We start from the raw sequence: 21,117 nt of genomic DNA on the forward strand, positions 1-21,117 counted from the left end.
AGGGACTCATGGCGGTACCAATACTCAAGCAGGGCTCGATCCTCATCGCCTCGGTGCAGGCCGCGCTCTCCGACTCCGACACCGAACAGCTGCGGCACGACCTGATGGAACGCGTGAGCCGCTACCGCGCGCACGGCATCATCGTCGATGTCACCGCGATCGACGTGATGGATTCCTTTGCGGCGCGGTCGCTTCGCACCATCGCACACATGACCCGACTGCGCGGCGCGGACACGGTGATCGTGGGTCTGCAGCCCGAAGTCGCGTTCGCCATGGTCCAGTTGGGTCTGGCCTTCGACGACATGCACACCGCACTGGACCTGGAAGAGGGTCTCGCGCTGCTGAATCGGAAGCTTCAGGACAAGAAGCCGGCGATCGGACGTGACGGTGTCGAATGACTTCGTGGTCGACATCAGCAATCCCGACGACATCGTCACTGCCCGCCAAGCCGGGCACGAACTGGCCAGACAGCTCGGCTTCTCCCTGACCGACGTCACGATGATCGCCACGGCGATCTCTGAAATCGCCCGCAACATAACCAGTTACGCCGGTCGGGGTGAGGTGCGTGTCGGGGTGCAACTTCGCGACGGCCGCAGGGCGCTGGTGGTGCGAGCCGAAGACGACGGGCCCGGAATCGCCGACGTGGACCGCGCACTCGACGACGGCTACTCGACCGGGCGCGGACTCGGACTCGGCCTGCCAGGTGCGCGCAGGCTGATGGATCGTCTACATGTGGAGTCGCAGTTGGGCAGCGGCACCGTCATCGAGATGTGGAAATGGATACCCGACAATGATTAGGCACGGCAGGTTCGGGCCGATCGAATGGGCCGCGGTGCGTCGCCCCCACCCCGGGGAAGATGTCTGCGGCGACCATCCGATTGCGGTCGATGTGGGTGGCGCTGCCGCGCTGTTCGGGGTGATCGACGGCCTGGGCCACGGCGAAGGAGCGGCCAAGGCCGCACAGCGGGCGGCAGAGGTCGTCGACGAGCACCGGTCCGAGCCACTCGATGCGGTGATGGAGCGCTGCCACCTCGCCCTGACCGAAACCCGCGGTGTGGCAATGACGTTGGCGCGGATGGACTTCGACACCGGCACCATGAGTTGGATCGGCGTCGGCAATGTGGCGGCCGATGTCGTCGCCAAGCACCCGACAGGTGTCGAGGTGCGTTCCTCGGCGCTGCTGGCCGGCGGCATCATCGGCTACCGGATGCCCCCGACCCTGCCTAGCCATCAGGTGCCGATCACGCCGGGCGACCTGTTGGTCATTTCGAGCGACGGTATCGCCCAACATCACCTGGACAGCATCGATTTCGCGGCTAACGCACTGACCATCGCGGAAGAGCTCGTCGACCGATACGGTCGGGAAAACGACGACGCACTGGTGCTCACGGCACGTCATCGAGGCGCACCGTGACCGACAGCGATTTCTACGCCCGGTACGCCGAGGCGTTGGCCACGTATCTGGAGTCCACGGACGAGGCCAGCCTCGCGGTCGGTCACGAATTGGGCCGCCGCGCACTGAGTGAGCGCATGAGCGTGCTCGAAATCATCGAGAACCACTCGCGGCTCGTCGAAGAGATCCAGCAACGTGGCGCCCCCCACGATCCGGCCGCCCCGTTGCAGTTCCTGCTGCAGACACTCGCGGCGCTCGACGTGGCGACCCGCGGATTCCTCGACGGCACAAAGCGTTACGAACAGCAGCGGGCGCGCGCCGAGAATCTCGCCGACCGCGACGTGTTCCGCGATGCGCTGGTGAACTCGCTGCAGGAAGGCTTCTTCGTCGCAGATCACACCGGGGCGATCATCGAGATCAACGATGCGTTCGTCGACATCACCGGCTACGGGAACGACGGGTTACCGTACCGGGCGCCGTACCCGTGGGCGACCAACGAAACCAGGACCACCGAGCGACTCGCCACGCTCCGGGAGGTCGGGAAGGTCACCACCGAGACGTCGATCCGGCGCCGCGACGGCTCGATTCGGTGGGTGGCGATCAGCATCAACGCGGTCACGGCGCAGGGTGTCGACCGCAACGCGTACGTGGGCACCATCCGCGATGTGACCTCCGCTCGCGCGGCCGTGGAGCGCGAGCGCACGGTGGCCCGGCTGGCCACCGCCGTCAGCGCCGCGCGCAACGTCGACGAGGTGCTGTCCACGGCGCTGGCGCAGTCGCGCTCGCGGCTCGACACCAGGCGCATGATGGCGGTCGTCTGGCCGGCGGGTGAGGGGGATCCGACCGTCCACACGGCCGGTGAGCCGACGGTGACGAATTGGCTTGACCTCGACGAAGATTGGCGCCGCACATTCGAGGATGCCCGTGACTGGCTACCGCTGACCGTCACCCCGGTCGGGGCGGTGCCGAGTGAGGGTGCGACGCGGGGATTCGTGGCCGTGCTGTCCGGCGCGCGCGACGTCGTCGTATGTCTCGAGCATCGCGCTCCCCGCGCGGTCAGCACCGAGGACCGGCAACTGGTGCTGGCACTGTTCGGGCATATCAGCCTGGCGATGCAGCATGTCCGCCAGCTCGAGGTCGCACGTGAGACGTCGCTGACGCTGCAACGGTCGCTGCTGCCCGCCAGCACGCTGCCTGCCGGCTGCGCCGTGCGGTACGAGCCCGCCGTACCCCCGCTGGAGATCGGCGGCGACTTCTACGACGTCCTCCCCGTCGGTGACAACCGCGTCGGCATCATCGTCGGCGACTGCGTGGGCCGGGGTCTGTCCGCCGCTGCGGTGATGGGCCAGTTGCGCGCGTCGACGCGTGCCCTGTTGCTCACGGGTGCCGAACCCGCCCTGGTGCTGGAACACCTCGACTCGGTGGCCGAGTTCATCCCGGATGCGTTCTGCGCCACGGTTTTCGTCGCTATCGCCGATCTGGACGCCCACACCTTGAGCTACAGCAGCGCCGGGCATGTACCGCCCGTGTTGGCCACCGGGTCGGCGTCTCCTGAGCTGTTGACAGACGGCCACTCGCTGCCGCTCGCGGTGCACCGCGACGAGCCTCGGCCGCAGGCGGTGCGCCCCTTTCCTGCGGGAGCCACGCTGCTGATGTACACAGACGGCCTCGTCGAGCGGCGCGACCAATCCATCGACGAACAGATCGCCCGAGTCGCCGAGGTGGTCGCCGACACCGTCGAGCTGCCCGTCGAGTCCGTGGCCGACGAGATCCTGAGCCGGCTTGCGCCCGCGGAGGGTTACGACGACGATGTCGCGATCGTGGTATACCGATGCCCGCCGGCCCCGTTGCTCATCGACGACGACGCGTCGCCGCGACAGCTGAGCGACGTGCGGCACCGGTTGGCCGACTGGCTACATGCCAACGGCGTCGACGAGCCGCTCGCGGACGACATCATCCTGGTCGTCAACGAGGCCTGCTCGAACTGCGTCGAACACGCCTACCGGGGACGCAAGCCGGGGCGTATGCGGGTCGAGGCCGAGATGCGCGACGGCCAGGTACAGATCAGCGTCGTCGATTCGGGCTCGTGGAAGACGCCGCCCGCCGACCCGGGGACAAGGGGCCGTGGCCTGATGCTGATGCGCAAGGTCACCGATCAGGTCGATGTCAGGGGCAGCGACGACGGCACGACCATCGAGATGAGATTCCAGCTGCCCTAGGTTGCTAGGCCTGCAGGTCCCTGGTCTCCTCGTGCGCAGCCTGCCGTTCCCGCCTCGTCACCGCGGCCTCCAGTTCGGCTTCCAGTGCGCCCTCCTCGCGTCCGAGCGCGACGGTCGCAGCAGCCATCGCGACAAGTGCGACGGTGATCGCCACGGCTTTGACGCCGTTGACCGTCATGTGCTCCCCGAGCACGACCGCCCCGAGGACGACGGCGATCAGCGGTTCGAGCACCAGCATCGTCGGCACCGAGGTCTGCAGCGAACCCGCGTGGAACGCCGACTGCTGCAGCAACACCGCCACCACCCCGATCAGCACGAGCAGGTATGGCGCAGGTGTGGCGAGTACGGCGCGCACACCGTCATGGGTGAGCAGGTGGACCACGAGTTTGGTGAGCATCGCGACGACGCCGAACAACACACCGACGGCCACCGCGAGCAACACCGCCCGTCGCCAGCCGGGGTTGCGGATCGCGACGATCACGCACACCGAGACAGCGACGGTGCACACCAGGGCAACGATGGCCGTCAATGGCACCGACGCCTCGTAATCGCCGGCACTGGCCTTTGCCAACACCACGAACACCGCCAGCGAGGCCGTCAGCACGATGGCCCACATCCACTCGCCGCGGGTCACAGACCGGTGGGCCAGACGGGCACTCATCGGCAATGCGAACAGCAGCGCCGAAACGAGGATGGGTTGGACCAACAGCAAGGAACCGTAGGACAGCGCGAGCGCCTGGAATGCGAACCCGGCGACCGCGGCAGCGGTACCGGCCCACCACAGGGGTCGGCGTAACAGCGTGAGCACCATCACGGGGCTCACACCCTTTTCCTCGGGGACGTCCATGGTCGCGCGTTGACGGACCACGATGCCGATGGCGAGGAAGAGTGCGGCCAGGAGGGCGAACAGCACCGTCAGACCATGGCCTACCAAAGGGGATCAACTCCTCTCAGACCACAGCCGGCCTACCCGACCTAACCAACATATGGTGCCCCCCACCGCTTTGCCGAATCGATGTTTGATCCGCGGCCGAGTGGGCATTAAACCGGACATGAATTTGCGATGGTTGGTTTTGGCGGCGGGTGCGGTCGTGTTGGTCGTCGGCGTCATTGGTCTGCTCATGCCCGTGTCGGTGGCCGGTCCAGAAGGCCAGAACATCGGCTGCGGAAACGCTATCGCCGCAGATGATTCAGCAGCACGCGCGGCGGACAACAACAATCCGGTCAATCTGCCGATCCTCAACGAGGTGATCCCCCACACGGATTACGTCGCGCAGTGTGATTCGGCGGTGTCGGAGCGGCGCACGTGGTCCATCCCGGTGGCGATCGTCGGGCTCCTGGTGGTTGGCGGCGCGTTCCTGGTCGGCGGGCGAACTGGTAGTCCCAGGACTGTCTAGCCGGTTTCGCGGCCGGGCACCAGGTGCAGGCGTCGATCCGGGGCCGGCCGCTCCGTCGACTGTTCCGTGGGCGCGATCCGGTCGTTGACCCCTGCGACCATGGAGTCGACCCGGAGTACCGCCCGCCGGACCTTGTCGCTGGCCGTGTCGACCTCATCGGCCGCGCTCATCAGGTACGCGCGCACATTCGTGCGCAGCCGCTCCCCCTTCGCCTGCAGCCGACGTCGCAGCAGGTCGTCGACCTCGACGGTGACGTAGGGCAGCACCCGAAGCTTCATGCACTTACAGTAACCGGGGTAGCGCGCTGTCCGTCCTTACTGCTGTGACCCGAGCATTGGACTGCAAGGTATCAGTTAGCCGGCCTTTATAGGCGCTGACCTGGGATGGATGGTTGACGGTCTGCTGTTTTGGACGATATAGTTCAGTTTCCACACAGATAGGACTTCACATGAGCTCAGTTCTGGGTCGTCGCGTGGCGGCTATCGCCGGCGGCACCGCCATCACCGCGATGGTCGTACTCACCGCGTCGTGCTCCAAGGAAGAAGAGAAGGCGCCCGAGACCACGACCACCACGACGACGACGACCACGACGTCGGAGGCACCGCCGGTAGAGCCGACGGAGAAGGCGCCCCGCATCAATCCCACCGGCCCCAATCCGTTCTCGCCGACGGTCATCGCGCCGCCCGCGCCGACCGCCGTGCCCGGCAACCGCGAGAACACCGGCTAGTAGTCGACGTTCGCTGGCCGCCGTCAGTACACGGATTCGGCGGCGGTCGCGAACGACGCCACATGGCCTATCGCCATGTCCAGCGCCGCTTGCATGAGCCGCGGGTCACGTCCGGTCTGCGATAGTAGGTAGCCACCCTCCACCGCGGCGAGCAATCCCGTTGCGAGAGCGCGGGTATCGGCATCCACACGCAGCGCACCGATGTCACGCATCCGGTTCAATGCCGCCTCGAGCAATGTCCGCCACTCGGTGAAGTGCTCGGATAGCGATGTCCTGGCCTTGTCGTCGGAATCGGACAATTCCGCAGCGAGAGAACCGAGTTCGCATCCCCACAGCCCACGCCGCAGCGCGCACCGCTGCACGACGGCGTCTCGCCACTGGCGCAGCCCGCGGAACGAATCCACCTTTTCCAGACGTAGGCGCTGCCACGACAACACCTCGTCCGCGCGCAGCGTGATGACCTCGTAGACCAGCTCGGCCTTGTCCTCAAAGTGTTGGTAGAACTGGGATTTGCTTGTCGAACTCGCCGCCAGGACGTCGTCGATCGTCGTCGCCGCGACACCTTGCACGTGCATCAGTTCGGCTGCTGCAAGGACGATCCGGTGCCGTGTCGCAGCGCCTCGCGAAGTCAGCCGAGGCCGCGATTGCTGCTTGGATTGTGGCGGCACATACTCACTGTATCCCTGTCGGCTCGCGCCGGTTACTGGTCTGCGGAAGCGGCCTCGTCGCCGTCTCGCGCAGGGTCAGACACGCGCCCAGCGAGATGACCGCCGCCACGATCAGATAGACCGCGGGCGCGGTGTTATTGCCGGTCTGAGCGGTGAGCCAGGTGACGACGTACGGTGTTGTGCCGCCGAATCCGGCGACGCAGACGTTGTACCCGATGGAGAACCCGCTGTAGCGCACGGTCGTGGCGAACAGTTCGACGCCCGCCGAAACCGCGCTCGAGATATAGATCGACTCGATCGCTGCCAGGGCGCAGTGCGCGGCGATCGCCGCAGCCAGCGAGCCGGAGTTCAGCAGCAGGAACAACGGATAGGCAAGGACCGCGAACGCCACCGAACCCGCAATCAACATCGGTTTGCGCCCGATGCGGTCGGACAGCGCGGCCAGCGGGAGTATCAGCACCAGCGCCACGGACGTCGCCAGCGTCATGGACGTGAACGCCTCGGTCTTGGAGAACTTCAGCGTCACGATGAGGTACGTCTGCAGGAACGTGAACACGACGTAGTAGCCGACGTTGAACACGATGAACAGCCCGATCACCTGCAGGATCGGCCGCCATGAGGTGGTCAGCGCCTCGCGCAGTGGGGACTTCGCCACCTGTTCGGTCTTGCTGAGTTCGGCGAACTGCGGGGTGTCGTCCAGGCGCAGTCGGATGTAGAGGCCGATCAGGCCGAGCGGGCCTGCGATCAGGAACGGGATCCGCCAGCCGTAACTGTTCATCGCCTCGGTGGGCAGCAGCGCCTGCAGCAGCGTCACGGTCACGGATCCGAGCAGGAAGCCGACGACGCCCGACCACGCCATGAAGGTGATGGTCAGGCCGCGGCGCTGCTGGGACGCGAACTCCGCGAGGTAGACGGCCCCGCCGCCGTACTCGCCGCCTGCCGAGAAGCCCTGCAGGCAGCGCAGGAAGAACAGCAGCAGCGGAGCCGCGATGCCGACGGCGGCATACGTCGGAAGCAAGCCGATGCACACCGTCGCACCGGACATCAGCAGGATCACCACGGCGAGCACGCGTTGCCTGCCGATGCGGTCGCCAAGCGGACCGAATACGAATCCCCCGAGCGGACGCATGAAGAACGCGGCGGCAAAGATCGCAAAGGTCTTCAGCAGCGCCGCGGTTTGGTCGCCCGCCGGAAAGAAGTTCGCGGCGATGAAGGTAGCGAGGAATCCATAGATGGCGAAGTCGAACCACTCGACGGCGTTACCGATCGACGCACCGGTGACCGCTTTGCGCACATCATTCTTCCCGTCGCTGTGCTCGCTCCGGTCTGACGACATGACGGCTCTCCCGAATCTAAGCGTCCTGCTTACCTTTTCGCGCACCACGCGCGGGTGTACCCCGCAAACATAGCGGTCGCGTTGCACGCTCGGCGAGGGGTTCGCGCTATCGGGAGGTGCGGTCTGCCCAGAACGGCCGCGTCACGAGCGCGACCAACCCGAGGACGGAAAGCGGTGCAAGCAGCGGCGCCCACGGCAGTTCAAGCGGTAACGACACCGCCGCCAGACCCACCGCCGTAAACCCCACGGCGCCAATAACCGTCGGCGCGGTGATGGTCGCAGTATGCCGGAGCACCAGATAGCACGCCGCGCAGAGTCCGGACAGGGCGGCGAGCATCGCAGGCGTCTCGTTGAGCACCAACGCCGCAGCGGTCAGGAGGACCGCCATCGTCGCCGCGGAGCGAAAGACGTTGCCTGTCAACACTGCAACCGTGGCCAGTCCCGCTGCGATCAGTGCAGCGTCGTCGGCCTGCACCGAAACCGCCGCGACCATCACGAGGCCGAAGGCGGTTGACAGTGCGCGGTTCACCGCTGCCTCCCAGCCGTACGACGGTGATCCGGCACAAGTTGCATCGCCATGTCGAGCGTGTCGACCGAACGCCAGGCGACGACGTCGACACCGATCGTGGCCATATCGCGGTACATGAACGACCTTTGCAGCGACCACATCCGGGCCACGACGCGGTCGATCTCGTCCTTGAACGGGGCTCCTTCGAGGACGTCGACGGCCACTACGGTGTGGCCGCGCTTGCGCAGGTCGATCAGCGCCAAGGCGAACTCGGTGTCGATGAGCGTGGAGAACGCGACGACGATCGCGCCCGGCGGCACCGCCGCGCGCGGCGCCAAGGTGCCCGGCGTGGTCTCGTATCCGCCGTCGACGGCCAGCACCGCGTCGAGTACCCGGTAGAACTGGCGGCGCCCGATGTCGGCGCCGAGCCAGCGTGGGTGACGGTCGCCGAGCGCGACGATCCCCGCCCGGTCACCGAAGCGCAGCGCGCTCTGGACGACCTGGACCGCGCCACGCACGGTGCGGTCGGTGGCCTCGGTGGCGGGTCCGGCGGGCTGCGGATAGTTGTCCACCAACACGACGACGTCGGCGGCGCGGTCGGTCAGTCGCTGCGTGACGTGCAGGCTGCCGCGTCGCGCACTGACCGGCCAATTGACCGTGCGCAGCTGGTCGCCGGGTACGTATCGGCGGACGTCGGCGTATTCGACGCCAGGCCCGATGTGTCGGGTGAGGTGGGTGCCGAGGCGGTCGAGCAGGTCGGTGCGGGGAATCGACGTCGACTGCGGCGGCGCCACGGGAAACACATAGACGTCGGCGGCGTCGACGACGCTCGTTCCCTGCAGCAGTCCGCCCCGCGCGCCCACGGTCACTCTGGCCTGAATCGGGTACCGCCCCCACCGGTCTGCGACGGCGACCAGTGTGTGGCTCACTCGAGATCGGCTGTCCAGCTTCTCTATTCGCATCGCCGGCAGTACCGCCGCCGTGAGTTCCAGCGCGTCGAAGTCGGACTCGGGTTCGGCGGTTGCCCACACCCGCACCTGCGCCGACTCGGTTTCGAAGCAGCGGTGCGACCCGGGGTCGGCATGTACAGCGACCGCGGGGACCGGCCGCTGCCATCCGATCGAACACACCACACCGAGCAGTGGCGCGGCGAACGCGACGAGCTGCCACAGTGAGCCGATGACCGCGGCGCCGAGTAACACGGCCACACAGCTGAGTAGTGCGAGCGTGAGAGGCGAAGGGCGCCAACGTAACTGCGCCTCGGTTTTCCGGATCTCGATCACTGGGTCTCGATCACGCCTTGGTCCGCGGAACGGGAAGCCGCCGCAGCAGTTCCTCCACCACGTCGCTGCCGTGTACCCGACGCACCCACATCTCGGGCCGCAGGCTGATGCGGTGCGCCATCGACGGCACGGCAAGCGATTTCACGTCTTCGGGAATCACGTAGTCGCGGCCCAGCAGCAGTGCACGAGCGCGGGCCAGTTGTACGAGATCGAGCTCGGCCCGTGGGCTCGCGCCGACCGCGACCTGCGGATGCTGGCGGGTCGCCGCGGCCAGTGACACCACGTAGCGGAGCACGTCGTCGTGAACGGTGACCTCTTCCACCGACTCACGCATTGCGAGCAGTTCGTGCGCGTCGACCACCTGATGCACTGTCGGTTCGGCGGAGCCGCGGTCGATGCGGCGGCGCAGCATCGACTCCTCCTCCGGCTCGGAGAGGTAGCGCAGTTCGAGCCGGATGGTGAAGCGATCCAGCTGAGCCTCCGGTAGCGGATAGGTGCCCTCGTACTCGATCGGGTTGTCGGTGGCCAGCACGATGAACGGCGCGGGCAGTGTGTGCGTGATGCCGTCGATGCTGACCTGACCCTCGGCCATCGCCTCGAGCAGTGCCGCCTGGGTCTTCGGTGGGGTCCGGTTGATCTCGTCGGCGAGCAGCAGGTTCGTGAAGATCGGTCCGGCGCGGAACTCGAACCGGCCGGACTGCATGTCGTACACCGTCGAACCCAGCAGGTCGGCCGGCAGCAGGTCGGGCGTGAACTGCACGCGTTTGAACTCCAGGCCAAGCGCGGCCGCGAACGACCGCGCGATCAGCGTCTTGCCGAGGCCAGGCAGGTCCTCGATGAGCACGTGACCGCCGGCCAGCACGGTGGTGAGGATCAGGGTGAGCGCGCCCCGCTTCCCGACCACCACCCTGGCGATCTCGTCGAGAACGGCCTCGCAGTTCGCGGTGGTGGTGGCTCCCGGCAGGGACTCCGTCATACCTGCTCCAACCGTTGCAGTATTTCGTCGAGCGCTTCACGCCCGGGTCCGGGCTCGGCGACGCCGCTGCGTGAGACGTTCTCGGGATCGACCCACGCCCACAGCTCGGCGCCGAACAGCATCCGTCCCGTCGCGTCGTAGGCGGCACGGTCCTTGGCACGCTTCTGTCCCGTCGCCATCTCGAACTGCCGCGCCAGCGTGGGCCGCAGGTGGCGGTCCCAGTCCCTGCGGGTGGCGTCGGCCTGGCCGATCAGCGTTTCGGTGCGAGACAGCCAGCGGCGCAAGGACTCTGCGGCGTCGTCGCGCCGCTCCTCGGCATCGACGTCGAATTCACGCGCCAGGTACCAGCGCACGGCGAGCAGCGCGCAGGCGACGGCGATGCCCGACATGATGAGGATCACACGCCGATCTGTGCCCGCGAGCGCCAGCAGTTGAGTGCCCGCGACCAACATAAACCCCGCTGCGACAAGCTTTTTCATGGGCGGCTCCTCGTGCTGCCGTCGGGCAGCTCGGCAAGCACCCGCTCCAGTACCGCCATGGCCGCGTCGCGGTGAGCCTCGGTCATCACATGCGGAGAGAACCTCGCCTCCTCGAACAGCTCGACCAACTCGGTCGCGCTGTCGGCCCGTAACGCCCGGTTGTGCACGGCGCGGGCGAGTACCTCGGAGGGGGTGTCGCAGTCCAGCGGCGCCGCGCCGGGCACCATCGTCAGCTCGCGTTCCATGGCGGCGTAGCAGGCGATGATCGCCTCGCGCGGTTCGCGGGTGCGGTCGACGATCTCGGCGAGCCCGACTTCGGCGGCGCGGACGAGGGAGTCGCCGGCCGTCGCGGTCGTCGTCGGGGGGCTGTCGTCATTGTCCTCGGTGTACCGGGCGGGACCGAGCCGTTGTCTGCGCGACGCGATCGCGGTTCCCACGATCACCAGGACCATCAGGATCAGCATCGGCGGGATCAGGTAGCCGATGACGTTGGAGTCCGACTCGGGATCGGGGTCCGCGGGAGTTGTCCCTGGAGCCGCGTCAGGCGAGGCAGTGCTCGTCGCCGGGCCGGCCGGCGTCTCGGCGACGGGCTGATCGGGGGACGCGCCCAGCCGCATCAACAGCAGCACGAGCAGCAGCCAGGCGATGACCAGCGCGAGCACGACCAAGGTGAAGCGCCAGCTCGGCCGTCCGACACCACCCGCACCCCGCGGCAGGGGCGCCGCCGAAGCGTGGGTCGCCGTGCGATCACGCAGCCGGAAGACGATAGCGAACGCGATGATCGCGACTGCTGCGCAGACCATCACGATGACGATGACCAGCGCCGCTGGATTACTCGCGGGCCGTTCCCGCTCGGTGATGGGCTCGGCGCCGGGGATGAATCCGCGTAGCGCGATTGCGGCAACGGCCATGAGCGCGATCACGACGACCACGCGCTGTATCGACCTGTCGATGCCGGTCATGTCCCCTCAACCTCATCCTGGCACGCGGTCCCTCAGGATCCGTTCAGATCGGGTGGATAGGTTCGATGGCGTGACCTCCACACTTCAAGATCCGAAAGTCGCCGCCGCGCTCGAGCGCATGTACGCCGAATCGGCCGAACAGTTCGCCGCGATGAGCTCGGGTGCCACCGACTTCTCCCGCCTGGCGTCGGCGAGTCCCCAGGAACGGGCGGATGCGCTAAGCGAGTACTACCTGCCGGTGACGCCGGACGCAGGACGGCTGCTGTACGCGCTTGTGCGCGCGGCCCGGCCGGCGACGATCGTCGAGTTCGGCATGTCGCTCGGAATCTCGGCGATACACCTCGCGTCGGCGGTGCGCGACAACGGCGCAGGCCGCGTCGTCACCACCGAGCTCAGTGCCGCGAAGGTGACCGCCGCGAAGAAGACGTTCGCCGAGGTCGGGCTTGACGACCTCATCGAGGTTCTGGAGGGCGACGCGCTGGCCAGTCTGCAGAACCTCGACGGGCCTGTGGATTTCGTCCTGCTCGACGGCTGGAAAGAGCTGTACGTTCCGGTGCTCGAGCTCCTCGAACCACGACTGTCGCCGGGCACACTCGTAGTCGCCGACAACACGTCGATGGCCGAGCTGCAGTCCTACCTCGACTATGTGCGCGACCCCGCGAACGGCTATGTCAGCGTGAGTTTCCCCGCCCGAGACGCCGACAGCATGGAAATCAGCTGCCGAATTTAGCGATTTCGGCGTGTTGGGTCTCGCTCAGCGAGACTGCGCACGCCGAAATCACTTGAGCTGGGCGACACCACGGCGTCGATCCACCCGCGCTGTAACGCGGTCTGCGCGTCGACGTTCTGCGCGCCCAACATCGCGTGCGACGCCGATGTCCCCCATCGCGTAGCGGCAGATCTCCAGGGCGGCCGCCGGGAACGGCACGCCGACCGCGACCTCGGTGAGACCGATAGTGCCGGCGGACATCAGCCGCACATCCGCAGCCATCGCGATGACGCAGCCGCCGGCGATGGCGTGCCCGTTGATCGCCGCCACCACGGGCCCGGGATAGTCGAACACCGCGAGGAACGACGCAGGCATGACGTCGAGGAACCGGTCCGTGTACTCACGCCCGCCTTCGGCCACGGCGCGCAGGTCGACGCCGGCCGAGAAACATTTGCCCGTCCCGGTGATCACGACGGGCCCCTCGAGCCTGCCGAGCGTCTCCACCGCGTCCGTCACGAGTTCGAGGTCGAGGGCGTTGACCGGTGGACGGTTCAATCGCAGGACCGATACCCCGTCAATTACCTCAACGTCCATCGCAACCCCTTCTGTCTATGCGATTTCGGCGTGCTGGGTCACTCTCAGCGAGACTAAACACGCCGAAATCACTTGAGTTTCGCCTTTGCTTCCTTGACCGCGGCCGCCGCGTCGCGGCTGTTCTGCTTAGCCTGTTCGTAGGCGTCTTCGGCTGCGGTGAGCGCGGTTTCGGCCTCCTTCAGCCGCCTGCGTGCGTCATCGCGGCGCAACCGTGCGGTCGCCAGGTCGGACTGCAACTCGTCGAGTGCCGCGTCGGCGTCGGCCTTGGCGCGTTCGGCGGCAGCGAGATCCGCGCGTGCCTGTTGCTTTCTGCGCCGTTCCTCGATGTCGTCGTCGGGCTCCTTCGGCGGCGGGGCGGGTTTCTTCTCGGCCTTACTCTTCGTGGGCTTGAAAACGATTGCAGTGTCACCGAACTCGCCGAACCCCGACCACTGCTCGGCCTTCACGAGACGGCCCAAGCGTGCGGCGACCTCGGGATCGGCGATCGCCGCCTGAAGTGTGGCGGTGACGTCGTCGCGCAGCGCGCTCGTCGGCGAACTGACCGAGGCCTTCTTGAATGCGGTTCGCGTCAGTTCGTCGATGAGACGCCGCTGTTCGGCCGTGAGCTCGCGAATACGAGCGCCGTCCATGCTCGCGTGGGCGTCGCGCAGTTGCTGCCCCAGCTCGGTGAGACGCCGCCGGACCGCCGGATCGTCGAGCGCCAACACGTTGACGACATGCGCCGCGGTCGTGGGCTTACGCGCCGCCGCGATCCGCTTCGACGCCTCCGCATCGCCGCGCTTCTTGGCCTCCGCGGCGAGCTTCGTGCGCAAGGGGGTGAAGTCCTCCAGCTTCGCGCCATACAACGTGTCCAGGTCGGGGAGGTCATCGTCCGCCATATCACCATCATCGTCTCGAGTGCACGGTAGGAGTTCACATCGGCCGCGAGTTGACCCGCAAACAAGCGTGCACTCGGCAATGATCTTGGAGTGCAAACAGCGACGGGCCCCGCTCAGACGCTGCGGCTCGCCGTGGTCGTCGCGGCGCTGGGTGTCGTGTTCGGCGACATCGGCACCAGCCCGATCTACACGCTGCAGACCGTGTTCAACCCGCACGACCCGCATCCGGTGCCGGTGGCCCACCACAACGTCTACGGCGTGGTCTCGCTGATCTTCTGGTCGGTGATGATCATCGTCACGCTCACCTACGTCACCCTCGTGATGCGCGCCGACAACAACGGCGAGGGCGGGATCATGGCGCTGATCACGCTGCTGCGCCGCTGGACGGGCGGCAGGGGGCGACGCACCTCGGCGATGCTCGCCGCGGCGGGGGTGTTCGGGGCCGCGTTGTTCTTCGGTGACAGCATGATCACCCCGGCGATCTCGGTGCTCTCCGCCGTCGAGGGAATGAATGTCATCGACCCCGACCTTCGCGACTTCATCGTGCCGATCACGGCGGTGATCATCGTGACGCTGTTCTCCGTGCAGAGTCGCGGCACCGCCACCGTCGGACGGTTCTTCGGTCCGGTGATGGTCCTGTGGTTCACGGCGATCGGCGCATGCGGGATCCGCGGCATCGTCGACAACCCCGAGATCCTCAAGGCGCTGTCGCCGACGTACGCGCTGACGTTCATGGTCGACCACTTCCACATCGCGTTCTTCGCGCTCGCCGCGATCGTCCTTGCGGTCACCGGCGCCGAGGCGCTGTACGCCGACATGGGGCATTTCGGCAGGCGCGCGATCACAGTCGGCTGGCTCGGCCTCGTGCTGCCGGCCTGCACACTGAACTACTTCGGTCAGGGCGCCCTGGTGCTGGCCGACGAATCCACCGTGTCCGCACCGTTCTTCCTCCTGACCCCCGAGTGGGCGCGGATTCCCATGGTGCTCTTGGCAACAGCGGCGACGGTCATCGCGTCGCAGGCGGTGATCACCGGCGCGTTCTCGGTGGCGTCGCAGGCCGCGCAACTCGGCTATCTGCCGAGATTGCGCATCGAACACACCTCGGCGTCGACGATCGGTCAGATCTACGTGCCGTGGATCAACGCCACCCTGATGATCGCGGTGCTGATCCTGGTCTTCGCGTTCCGCAGTTCCGCGGCGCTGGCGTACGCGTTCGGCATGGCGGTGACGGGAACCATCACGATCACCACCACGCTCTTCTTGTATTACGCCCGGACACGGTGGGGCTGGCCGCTGTGGGGTGTGCTCCTCGGCGGCGGCCTGCTGCTCGTCGTGGACCTGATGTTCTTCGCGGCCAACCTCACCAAGCTGGTGCACGGCGCATGGTTACCGCTCACCATCGCCATCCTCACCTTCACTGTCATGACGACGTGGCAGAAGGGCCGCCGAATCGTCACGCGTGCAAGGGAAAAGGCCGAAGGACCGCTACGCGAGTTCGTCGACGAGCTGGTACACCGCGATCCTCCTCTGGTCCGGATACCGGGCACGTCGGTGTTCCTCAACCGAGGCAGAGACACCGCCCCGCTGGCGATGCGCGCGATCGTCGATCACACCCACGTGTTGGCCGAACACGTCATCATCGTGTCGGTCGAGACCGCGAACGTCCCGCGGGTGCCCGACTCAGAACGCATGAGTCACGACGACCTCGGCTACGCCAAAGATGGAATCGTCCACGTGGAAGCGCGCTTCGGGTACATGGAACGGCCGAACGTCCCGCATGCGCTGGCGCTCTTGAGTGCCGAGGACACCGAAGGACCCATCGACCTGGAGAACGCGTCGTACTTCCTGTCGAAACTCGACTTGTGCATGGGCGATGCCCACACGATGCCGGCGTGGCGCAAGCGACTGTTCATCGCCACGTCGCACATCACCGCCGACGCGGCAGCGCATTTCGGGCTCCCACTGAGCCGCACGGTGATCGTCGGCTCGCGTATCGAGGTCTAGTCAGGCCACGCCGTACAGTGAGAGCAGAGTCGCTGTACGCCACCAGATCAGCACCAGGAACAGGAGCAGCACGGCGACCGTCGCGCCGAGTTGGACGGCGTTACGGGAGTTTCGCGGTGCGTACGCGTACGCGGCGGCGATCACCGCGCCGGTGACCAGACCGCCGAGGTGGCCCTGCCAACTGATGTTCGGCACCACAAACGTGATCACCAGGTTGATCACGATGAGGCCGATCACCCAGCGGGTGTCCATGTTCAGCCGTCTGCCGATCACGAACGTCGCGCCGAACAGACCGAACACCGCACCCGACGCCCCCGCAGTCTGGGCGCCGAGCGTCGACAACAGGTAGACCACCACCGAGCCACCGAGTGCGCTCATCAGATACAGGGCGACGAACCGCACCCGGCCCAGCGCGATTTCCAGCGGCGGTCCGATCACATACAGCGCCCACATGTTGAAGACGATGTGCATCGGGCCGTAGTGCAGGAACGCCGACGTCAGCAGCCGGTACCACTCGCCGTCGGCCACCGCGGGCGAGAACAGCACGAGTTCGCGCTGCAGTTCCGGCGACACCATCTGCAGCGCGAACATCACCACGTTGATCGCGATCAGTACGTACGTGACCATCGGCGTGCGCACCGGGGCGCCGCCGAAGTGCGTCCGCACCTGCCGCACCGTCTTGGCGCCCTCGCCGACGCACTCCGCGCACTGATGCCCCACCGCGGCGTCGCGCATGCACTCCGGGCAGATGTAGCGGTTGCAGCGGGTGCACCGCACGTAGGTCGCGCGGTCGGGGTGCCGATAGCAGGTCGGCGCCTGCGCCGGGGTCGTCATGTCTACAGCGTGCCGAACAGTTCGATCCAGTTGCCATCGGGATCGGCGACGAACATCCACCCCATGCCCGGCACCGGCTCGAACTCGGTGAGTGGCTCCACCACGTTGTACGGCGATTCCGCGAAGACCTTCGACAACCCGGTCAGATCCTTCACCCCGATCGTGAAGTACCGGACCCCGGCCGCCGCGCGTCCGCCACCGGGGGTCGCAGGCAGCGGCGGCGGTGTCATGTACGTCACCAGCTTGAGGACGCTGCCGCCCAGCGAGTAGCGGCGTTGCGAACCACCGGGAAACGCGATCTCCCCCTGGAACTCCAGCTGGAGGAAACCCTCGTAGAAATCGACCATCGCGTCGAGATTCGTGGTCACGAGCCCGACCTCGATACCCGGTGAGAGCAGATCCAGTTTCACGACCACCATGATCCATGCCCGCACCCGTCACGATTCGGTCACTATCGACATCACGATCAATTAAGGGTGCCCGGCAAATCATGAGAGTTTTCAAGATCTGTCCGGCGATCTGGCCGAGGACTTATCGAATGCGGTCGAAATTGCGGTATGAATCACGTCCTGCGTATGTAACACCGTCAGCGCAGGCAGGAGCGCCGCTGCGCGCACAGTTTGCACGTGTTCTGTTTCGCTACCGTGGATTTCGGGAACGGGGGAATCACGAAACGATACGAAGGAAGAAAAGGTACATGAAGTTCAGTGATATCCAGGCGCGTCGACGGATCGTCGGCGCATGTGCAGCAGGTTCGGTCCTCGGGGGGCTGGCGCTAGCAACCATCGCCGCACCGTCGGCCATGGCGACTCCGGACGGGTGCAGCGCCAGTGAGGTGTCCGGCACCGTCAGCTCGGCGACCGGCGCGGCCCGCAACTACCTGGCCAGCCACCCGGCCGCGAATGCGGCGGTGACGACTGCGTTCAGCCAGCCGCGCGATCAGGCGGCGACGACGCTGCGCGGCTACTTCACCGCCAACCCGCAGGAGTACTACGACCTGCGCGGCATTCTGGCGCCGATCGGTGACAAGCAGAGCCAGTGCAACGTCGCCGTGCTGCCGCCGGACCTTGCGTCGGCATACAACCAGTTCATGGCCGGCTGAGATCGAGTAAGCCGGCTCACGGGAACCCGCCGTCACACGCCCGTTGTGACGGCGGGTTCTTCGTGCGTGGAAGTAACACTTTCCGGCGCCGCTTAGACTGACTTGATATGAGGCCGACGAGAACCGCTGCGCTCACCGCGGCGCTGCTCATCGCGGCTGGCGTTACTGCTGGTCAGGTGTATGCGCAGCCCTCCGAGGAGCCGGCGCCCCCAGCTGACCCCACCACCGAGGCGGCACCCCCGCCGGGTCCGAAGACAACTATCGACGCCAACGGCACGTTCGTCGTCGGACAGGACATCGTGCCGGGCACGTACGCCTCGGCCGGTCCCGTTCCCGACGGCGCCTGCTACTGGAAGCGCACCAGCGGCGACGAGCTCGTCGACAACGCGATGAGTAAGAAACCGCAGGTAGTGCAGATCCTGGCCACCGATACGTCGTTCACGACCACCGACTGCCAACCCTGGCAGCTGACCAACCAGCCGGTGCCGGCGCAAGGCAACCCGATGGACGTGCTCGCTCAGCTCGGCAAACTCGTCCTGACCGGGCCGTCGGGCCCGCCTGCGGGCGGATCAGCGCAGCCCGCCCCGGCGCAGCCCTCACAGCCGGCTCCGACCGGCCCCAAACCCGGACCCTGACGATCCCCGCGCAGACGACCGTGACCGGCGACGGCCGCATCCGCGTCCCGGCCGATCTCGACTCCGTCACCGCCATCGGCGAGGAGGACCATTCGGAGGTCGACCCGTCGTCAATCGAGCGGATCTGGCAGGCGGCCCGGTACTGGTATCAGGCGGGTATGCACCCGGCGATCCAACTTTGCCTGCGGCACAACGGGAAAGTCGTTATCAACCGTGCGATCGGCCACGGCTGGGGTAACGGCCCCAATGACCCGCCCGCCGCCGAAAAGGTACCTGTCACAACGGATACGCCGTTCTGTGCGTACTCGGCGGCGAAGGCGATCACCTCCACCGTCGTGCACATGCTCGTCGAGCGGGGCCATTTCTCGTTGGACGACCGCGTCTGCGACTACCTGCCGAGCTACACCAGTCACGGCAAGGACCGCACCACCATCCGGCACGTGATGACGCACAGCGCGGGCATCCCGATCTACACCGGCCCACGTCCCGACCTCAAGCGCATGGACGACAGCGACTACACCCGCGAGAAGCTCGGCGAGATCAAGCCGCTGCACCGGCCCGGTCTCGTGCACATCTACCACGGCCTGACGTGGGGTCCGCTGATGCGTGAGATCGTCTCGGCGGCCACCGGGAAGAACATCCGCGACATCCTCGCCGCCGAGATCCTCGACCCGCTCGGCTTCCGGTGGACGAATTACGGCGTTGCGCCCCAAGATGTTCCGCTGGTCGCGCCGAGCCACGCCACCGGTAAACCGTTGCCACCGCCCATGGCGAAGGTGTTCAGCCTCGCCGTCGGCGGCTCGATGCAGAAGATCATCCCGTTCTCGAACTCGCCGCAGTACCTCACCAGCGTGCTGCCGTCGTCCAACACCGTTTCGACGGCCAACGAGCTGTCGCGGTTCGCCGAAATCCTGCGTCGGGGCGGAGAACTCGACGGCGTTCGGGTGCTGCGCCCGGAAACGCTGAAGGCGGCGGTGAAGGAGTGCCGACGGCTGCGTCCCGACGTCGCCACCGGTCTGGTACCACTGCGCTGGGGCACGGGATACATGCTGGGCTCCAATCGATTTGGTCCGTTCGGCCGAGGTGCACCCGACGCGTTCGGACACACCGGCCTCACCAACATCGCGGTGTGGGCCGACCCCGCGCGCGGACTCGCGGCGGGTCTCATCAGCAGCGGTAAGCCCGGCTCCCATCGCGAGGCGAAGCGCTACCCCGCGCTGCTGGACCTCATCGCCAAAGAGTTCGCCCCCCGCACCTGATCAGGACAGCGGCTGGTTCTCGCGGATGCCGCGGTAGAAGCCGCGCCGCACGATCCACGCCATCAGGATCCGTTCGAAGGTCCATGCGGGGAAGCGGAACGGCTTTCCGTTCGGTGCGAAGATCTCCAGGCCATCGGGCTGAATGCCGAGCACCGAGCCCCACCGCCGACTCGCGGGGCGGAACGACCGCAACGGCTTCCCCTCGAAGTCGGCCAGGATGTTGCGCGCAAGCAACCCGTCGGCGCGGTTACGTGCCGATGTGCGAAGCGGATCCGTGGCCGCGACGTCGCCGACGGCGAACACGCCGGGCTGGCCGGGCACCTGAAGCTCCGGGTTTACGCGAACAAATCCGTTTTCGTCGAGAAGCTCGGCGGGCAGCCAGTCGGTGTTGGGCTTGACACGGCCGATCGCCCACAGCACGGCGGCCGCGGCCGCGGGCGCCTGGCCGGTGCTGAATTCAACTGGCGCACTGGTGATCTCATCGCATGCGAACCCGTCGGGGATCACCGCGCGGTGACCGGGGTGCAGCCCAACCCCGTATTCGATCAGGTTGTCCCGCACCCGCTCCCACGCCCGGATGTGGTGGTGTTCCAGCGCGCGCTCACCCGGGAAGTACAGGTCGACGCGTTTACCCGGCCACGTCCGCGCCACGTTGTAGGCGCTGCTCACCGCTGCCGCACCGCCACCGATGACGATCACCGAGTCGGCCGCGGCCAGCCGGTCGTGGGTGGCGCGCAGCCCAGCGGCGATCTCGTCGGCCGTCTGCAGGTCGGGTCGGCGCCAGAAGCCGTTCGTGACGCCGGTCGAGATCACCAGTGCGTCATACGGTTCGACGGCGGTCAGCCCGTCGGGTCGGTCGACGAAGACTTTGCGCGCGGCCAGGTCGACACCGGTCAGCGTCCCCTGCACGGTGCGCACACGGTCCAGGCCGCGGAACTTGTCGAAGGAGATCCAGTTGTGCCGGGCCCACTCCGCCGGCCGGGACAGACGCCAGCCCAGCTCCTGCCCACTGACGAGGCCCGGTTTGGTCGAGACCCCGACGACGTCGGCATGCTTCGCGAGTTTGATCGCAGTCAGCACGCCGCTGTCTCCGAGCCCGGCGATGACCACGCGTTTGCGGCTCACAGCTGATCATCATGACAGGTCGCTGCCGG

25 protein-coding genes are annotated in these 21,117 nt (G+C 66.9%); 11 read left to right on the forward strand and 14 right to left on the reverse strand.

What is annotated here, in order from left to right:
- Positions 1-8 precede the first annotated feature (8 nt).
- The 4 genes from G6N43_RS01620 to G6N43_RS01635 are packed head-to-tail and all read left to right on the forward strand — an operon-like array spanning position 9 to position 3,612.
- Positions 9-398, forward strand: a complete 390-nt coding sequence (locus G6N43_RS01620) for an STAS domain-containing protein (protein WP_083151861.1) — start codon at positions 9-11, stop codon at positions 396-398.
- The gene (locus G6N43_RS01625; protein ID WP_083152030.1) at positions 388-798 is read left to right on the forward strand and encodes an anti-sigma regulatory factor; all 411 of its coding nucleotides are present in this window, start codon (positions 388-390) and stop codon (positions 796-798) included. Before G6N43_RS01620 ends, G6N43_RS01625 begins: the two co-directional genes overlap by 11 nt.
- Positions 791-1,414, forward strand: coding sequence for a SpoIIE family protein phosphatase (locus G6N43_RS01630; RefSeq protein ID WP_083151858.1), 624 nt, complete (start codon positions 791-793; stop codon positions 1,412-1,414). Before G6N43_RS01625 ends, G6N43_RS01630 begins: the two co-directional genes overlap by 8 nt.
- Positions 1,411-3,612: a SpoIIE family protein phosphatase gene (locus G6N43_RS01635; RefSeq protein ID WP_083151855.1), complete on the forward strand. Its 2,202-nt coding sequence runs from the start codon at positions 1,411-1,413 to the stop codon at positions 3,610-3,612. Before G6N43_RS01630 ends, G6N43_RS01635 begins: the two co-directional genes overlap by 4 nt.
- A 4-nt stretch (positions 3,613-3,616) precedes the next feature.
- Here G6N43_RS01635 and G6N43_RS01640 read toward each other — a convergent pair whose 3' ends face one another.
- Positions 3,617-4,546: a DMT family transporter gene (locus tag G6N43_RS01640; protein WP_083151853.1), complete on the reverse strand. Its 930-nt coding sequence runs from the start codon at positions 4,544-4,546 to the stop codon at positions 3,617-3,619.
- Between the two features lie 118 nt (positions 4,547-4,664).
- Between G6N43_RS01640 and G6N43_RS01645 the strand changes: the two genes are divergently transcribed.
- A complete protein-coding gene (locus G6N43_RS01645) occupies positions 4,665-5,009 on the forward strand; it encodes an aminopeptidase (RefSeq protein ID WP_083151850.1) in 345 nt (114 codons plus the stop codon).
- Here the strand turns inward: G6N43_RS01645 and G6N43_RS01650 are convergent.
- Positions 5,006-5,287 (reverse strand): hypothetical protein, encoded by a 282-nt coding sequence (locus G6N43_RS01650; RefSeq protein WP_083151848.1) that lies wholly within the window; start codon positions 5,285-5,287, stop codon positions 5,006-5,008. The genes G6N43_RS01645 and G6N43_RS01650 overlap by 4 nt on opposite strands.
- A gap of 170 nt (positions 5,288-5,457) precedes the next feature.
- Between G6N43_RS01650 and G6N43_RS01655 the strand changes: the two genes are divergently transcribed.
- The gene (locus G6N43_RS01655; RefSeq protein WP_083151846.1) at positions 5,458-5,736 is read left to right on the forward strand and encodes a hypothetical protein; all 279 of its coding nucleotides are present in this window, start codon (positions 5,458-5,460) and stop codon (positions 5,734-5,736) included.
- Positions 5,737-5,759: 23 nt separating this feature from the next.
- Here G6N43_RS01655 and G6N43_RS01660 read toward each other — a convergent pair whose 3' ends face one another.
- The 7 genes from G6N43_RS01660 to G6N43_RS01690 all read right to left on the reverse strand — a co-directional run bounded on the left by G6N43_RS01660 (position 5,760) and on the right by G6N43_RS01690 (position 11,948).
- Positions 5,760-6,311 (reverse strand): TetR/AcrR family transcriptional regulator, encoded by a 552-nt coding sequence (locus G6N43_RS01660; RefSeq protein ID WP_234810093.1) that lies wholly within the window; start codon positions 6,309-6,311, stop codon positions 5,760-5,762.
- Between the two features lie 97 nt (positions 6,312-6,408).
- Complete coding sequence (locus G6N43_RS01665) at positions 6,409-7,740, reverse strand: MFS transporter (protein WP_083151840.1); 1,332 nt, start codon at positions 7,738-7,740, stop codon at positions 6,409-6,411.
- Between the two features lie 106 nt (positions 7,741-7,846).
- Entirely contained in the window at positions 7,847-8,269 is a 423-nt protein-coding gene (locus tag G6N43_RS01670) for a hypothetical protein (RefSeq protein WP_083151837.1), read from the reverse strand.
- On the reverse strand, positions 8,266-9,531 hold the full coding sequence (locus tag G6N43_RS01675) for a DUF58 domain-containing protein (protein WP_083151834.1): 1,266 nt from the start codon (positions 9,529-9,531) through the stop codon (positions 8,266-8,268). Before G6N43_RS01675 ends, G6N43_RS01670 begins: the two co-directional genes overlap by 4 nt.
- Before the next feature lie 10 nt (positions 9,532-9,541).
- Positions 9,542-10,507 carry an AAA family ATPase gene (locus tag G6N43_RS01680; protein WP_083151831.1) on the reverse strand — a complete coding sequence of 322 codons (966 nt, stop codon included), beginning with the start codon at positions 10,505-10,507 and terminating at the stop codon, positions 9,542-9,544.
- Positions 10,504-10,986 (reverse strand): hypothetical protein, encoded by a 483-nt coding sequence (locus G6N43_RS01685; protein ID WP_083151828.1) that lies wholly within the window; start codon positions 10,984-10,986, stop codon positions 10,504-10,506. Before G6N43_RS01685 ends, G6N43_RS01680 begins: the two co-directional genes overlap by 4 nt.
- The gene (locus G6N43_RS01690) at positions 10,983-11,948 is read right to left on the reverse strand and encodes a DUF4129 domain-containing protein (protein ID WP_083151825.1); all 966 of its coding nucleotides are present in this window, start codon (positions 11,946-11,948) and stop codon (positions 10,983-10,985) included. Before G6N43_RS01690 ends, G6N43_RS01685 begins: the two co-directional genes overlap by 4 nt.
- Positions 11,949-12,018: 70 nt before the next feature.
- On the opposite strand from G6N43_RS01690, the gene G6N43_RS01695 reads away from it, so the two are divergent.
- The gene (locus G6N43_RS01695; RefSeq protein WP_083151823.1) at positions 12,019-12,678 is read left to right on the forward strand and encodes an O-methyltransferase; all 660 of its coding nucleotides are present in this window, start codon (positions 12,019-12,021) and stop codon (positions 12,676-12,678) included.
- A 48-nt stretch (positions 12,679-12,726) separates the two neighbouring features.
- Here G6N43_RS01695 and G6N43_RS01700 read toward each other — a convergent pair whose 3' ends face one another.
- Together G6N43_RS01700 and G6N43_RS01705 are read right to left on the reverse strand one after the other, a co-directional pair.
- Positions 12,727-13,251, reverse strand: coding sequence for an enoyl-CoA hydratase/isomerase family protein (locus G6N43_RS01700; protein WP_179967952.1), 525 nt, complete (start codon positions 13,249-13,251; stop codon positions 12,727-12,729).
- A 68-nt stretch (positions 13,252-13,319) separates the two neighbouring features.
- Positions 13,320-14,129, reverse strand: coding sequence for a hypothetical protein (locus tag G6N43_RS01705; RefSeq protein ID WP_083151820.1), 810 nt, complete (start codon positions 14,127-14,129; stop codon positions 13,320-13,322).
- Positions 14,130-14,219: 90 nt separating this feature from the next.
- On the opposite strand from G6N43_RS01705, the gene G6N43_RS01710 reads away from it, so the two are divergent.
- Entirely contained in the window at positions 14,220-16,133 is a 1,914-nt protein-coding gene (locus G6N43_RS01710; protein ID WP_083151818.1) for a potassium transporter Kup, read from the forward strand.
- On the opposite strand, the gene G6N43_RS01715 is transcribed toward G6N43_RS01710, so the two are convergent.
- Both G6N43_RS01715 and G6N43_RS01720 read right to left on the reverse strand, forming a co-directional pair.
- Positions 16,134-16,967, reverse strand: coding sequence for a rhomboid family intramembrane serine protease (locus G6N43_RS01715; RefSeq protein ID WP_083151815.1), 834 nt, complete (start codon positions 16,965-16,967; stop codon positions 16,134-16,136).
- A gap of 2 nt (positions 16,968-16,969) precedes the next feature.
- The gene (locus G6N43_RS01720; RefSeq protein WP_083152027.1) at positions 16,970-17,383 is read right to left on the reverse strand and encodes a VOC family protein; all 414 of its coding nucleotides are present in this window, start codon (positions 17,381-17,383) and stop codon (positions 16,970-16,972) included.
- A 281-nt stretch (positions 17,384-17,664) separates the two neighbouring features.
- Here G6N43_RS01720 and G6N43_RS01725 point away from each other — a divergent pair, with 281 nt between their 5' ends.
- The 3 genes from G6N43_RS01725 (at position 17,665) to lipE (ending at position 19,963) form a co-directional block, all read left to right on the forward strand.
- A complete protein-coding gene (locus tag G6N43_RS01725; RefSeq protein ID WP_083151813.1) occupies positions 17,665-18,069 on the forward strand; it encodes a heme-binding protein in 405 nt (134 codons plus the stop codon).
- A gap of 107 nt (positions 18,070-18,176) precedes the next feature.
- Positions 18,177-18,704, forward strand: a complete 528-nt coding sequence (locus tag G6N43_RS01730; RefSeq protein WP_083151810.1) for an Rv1352/Rv1906c domain-containing protein — start codon at positions 18,177-18,179, stop codon at positions 18,702-18,704.
- A 20-nt stretch (positions 18,705-18,724) separates the two neighbouring features.
- Positions 18,725-19,963, forward strand: coding sequence for a lipase LipE (lipE, locus tag G6N43_RS01735; RefSeq protein WP_083151808.1), 1,239 nt, complete (start codon positions 18,725-18,727; stop codon positions 19,961-19,963).
- Here the strand turns inward: lipE and G6N43_RS01740 are convergent, their stop codons facing one another.
- On the reverse strand, positions 19,964-21,088 hold the full coding sequence (locus G6N43_RS01740) for an FAD-dependent oxidoreductase (protein WP_083151806.1): 1,125 nt from the start codon (positions 21,086-21,088) through the stop codon (positions 19,964-19,966).
- Between the last annotated feature and the right edge of the window lie 29 nt (positions 21,089-21,117).

Source organism: Mycolicibacterium moriokaense, from assembly GCF_010726085.1.
Lineage (GTDB): Bacteria > Actinomycetota > Actinomycetes > Mycobacteriales > Mycobacteriaceae > Mycobacterium > Mycobacterium moriokaense.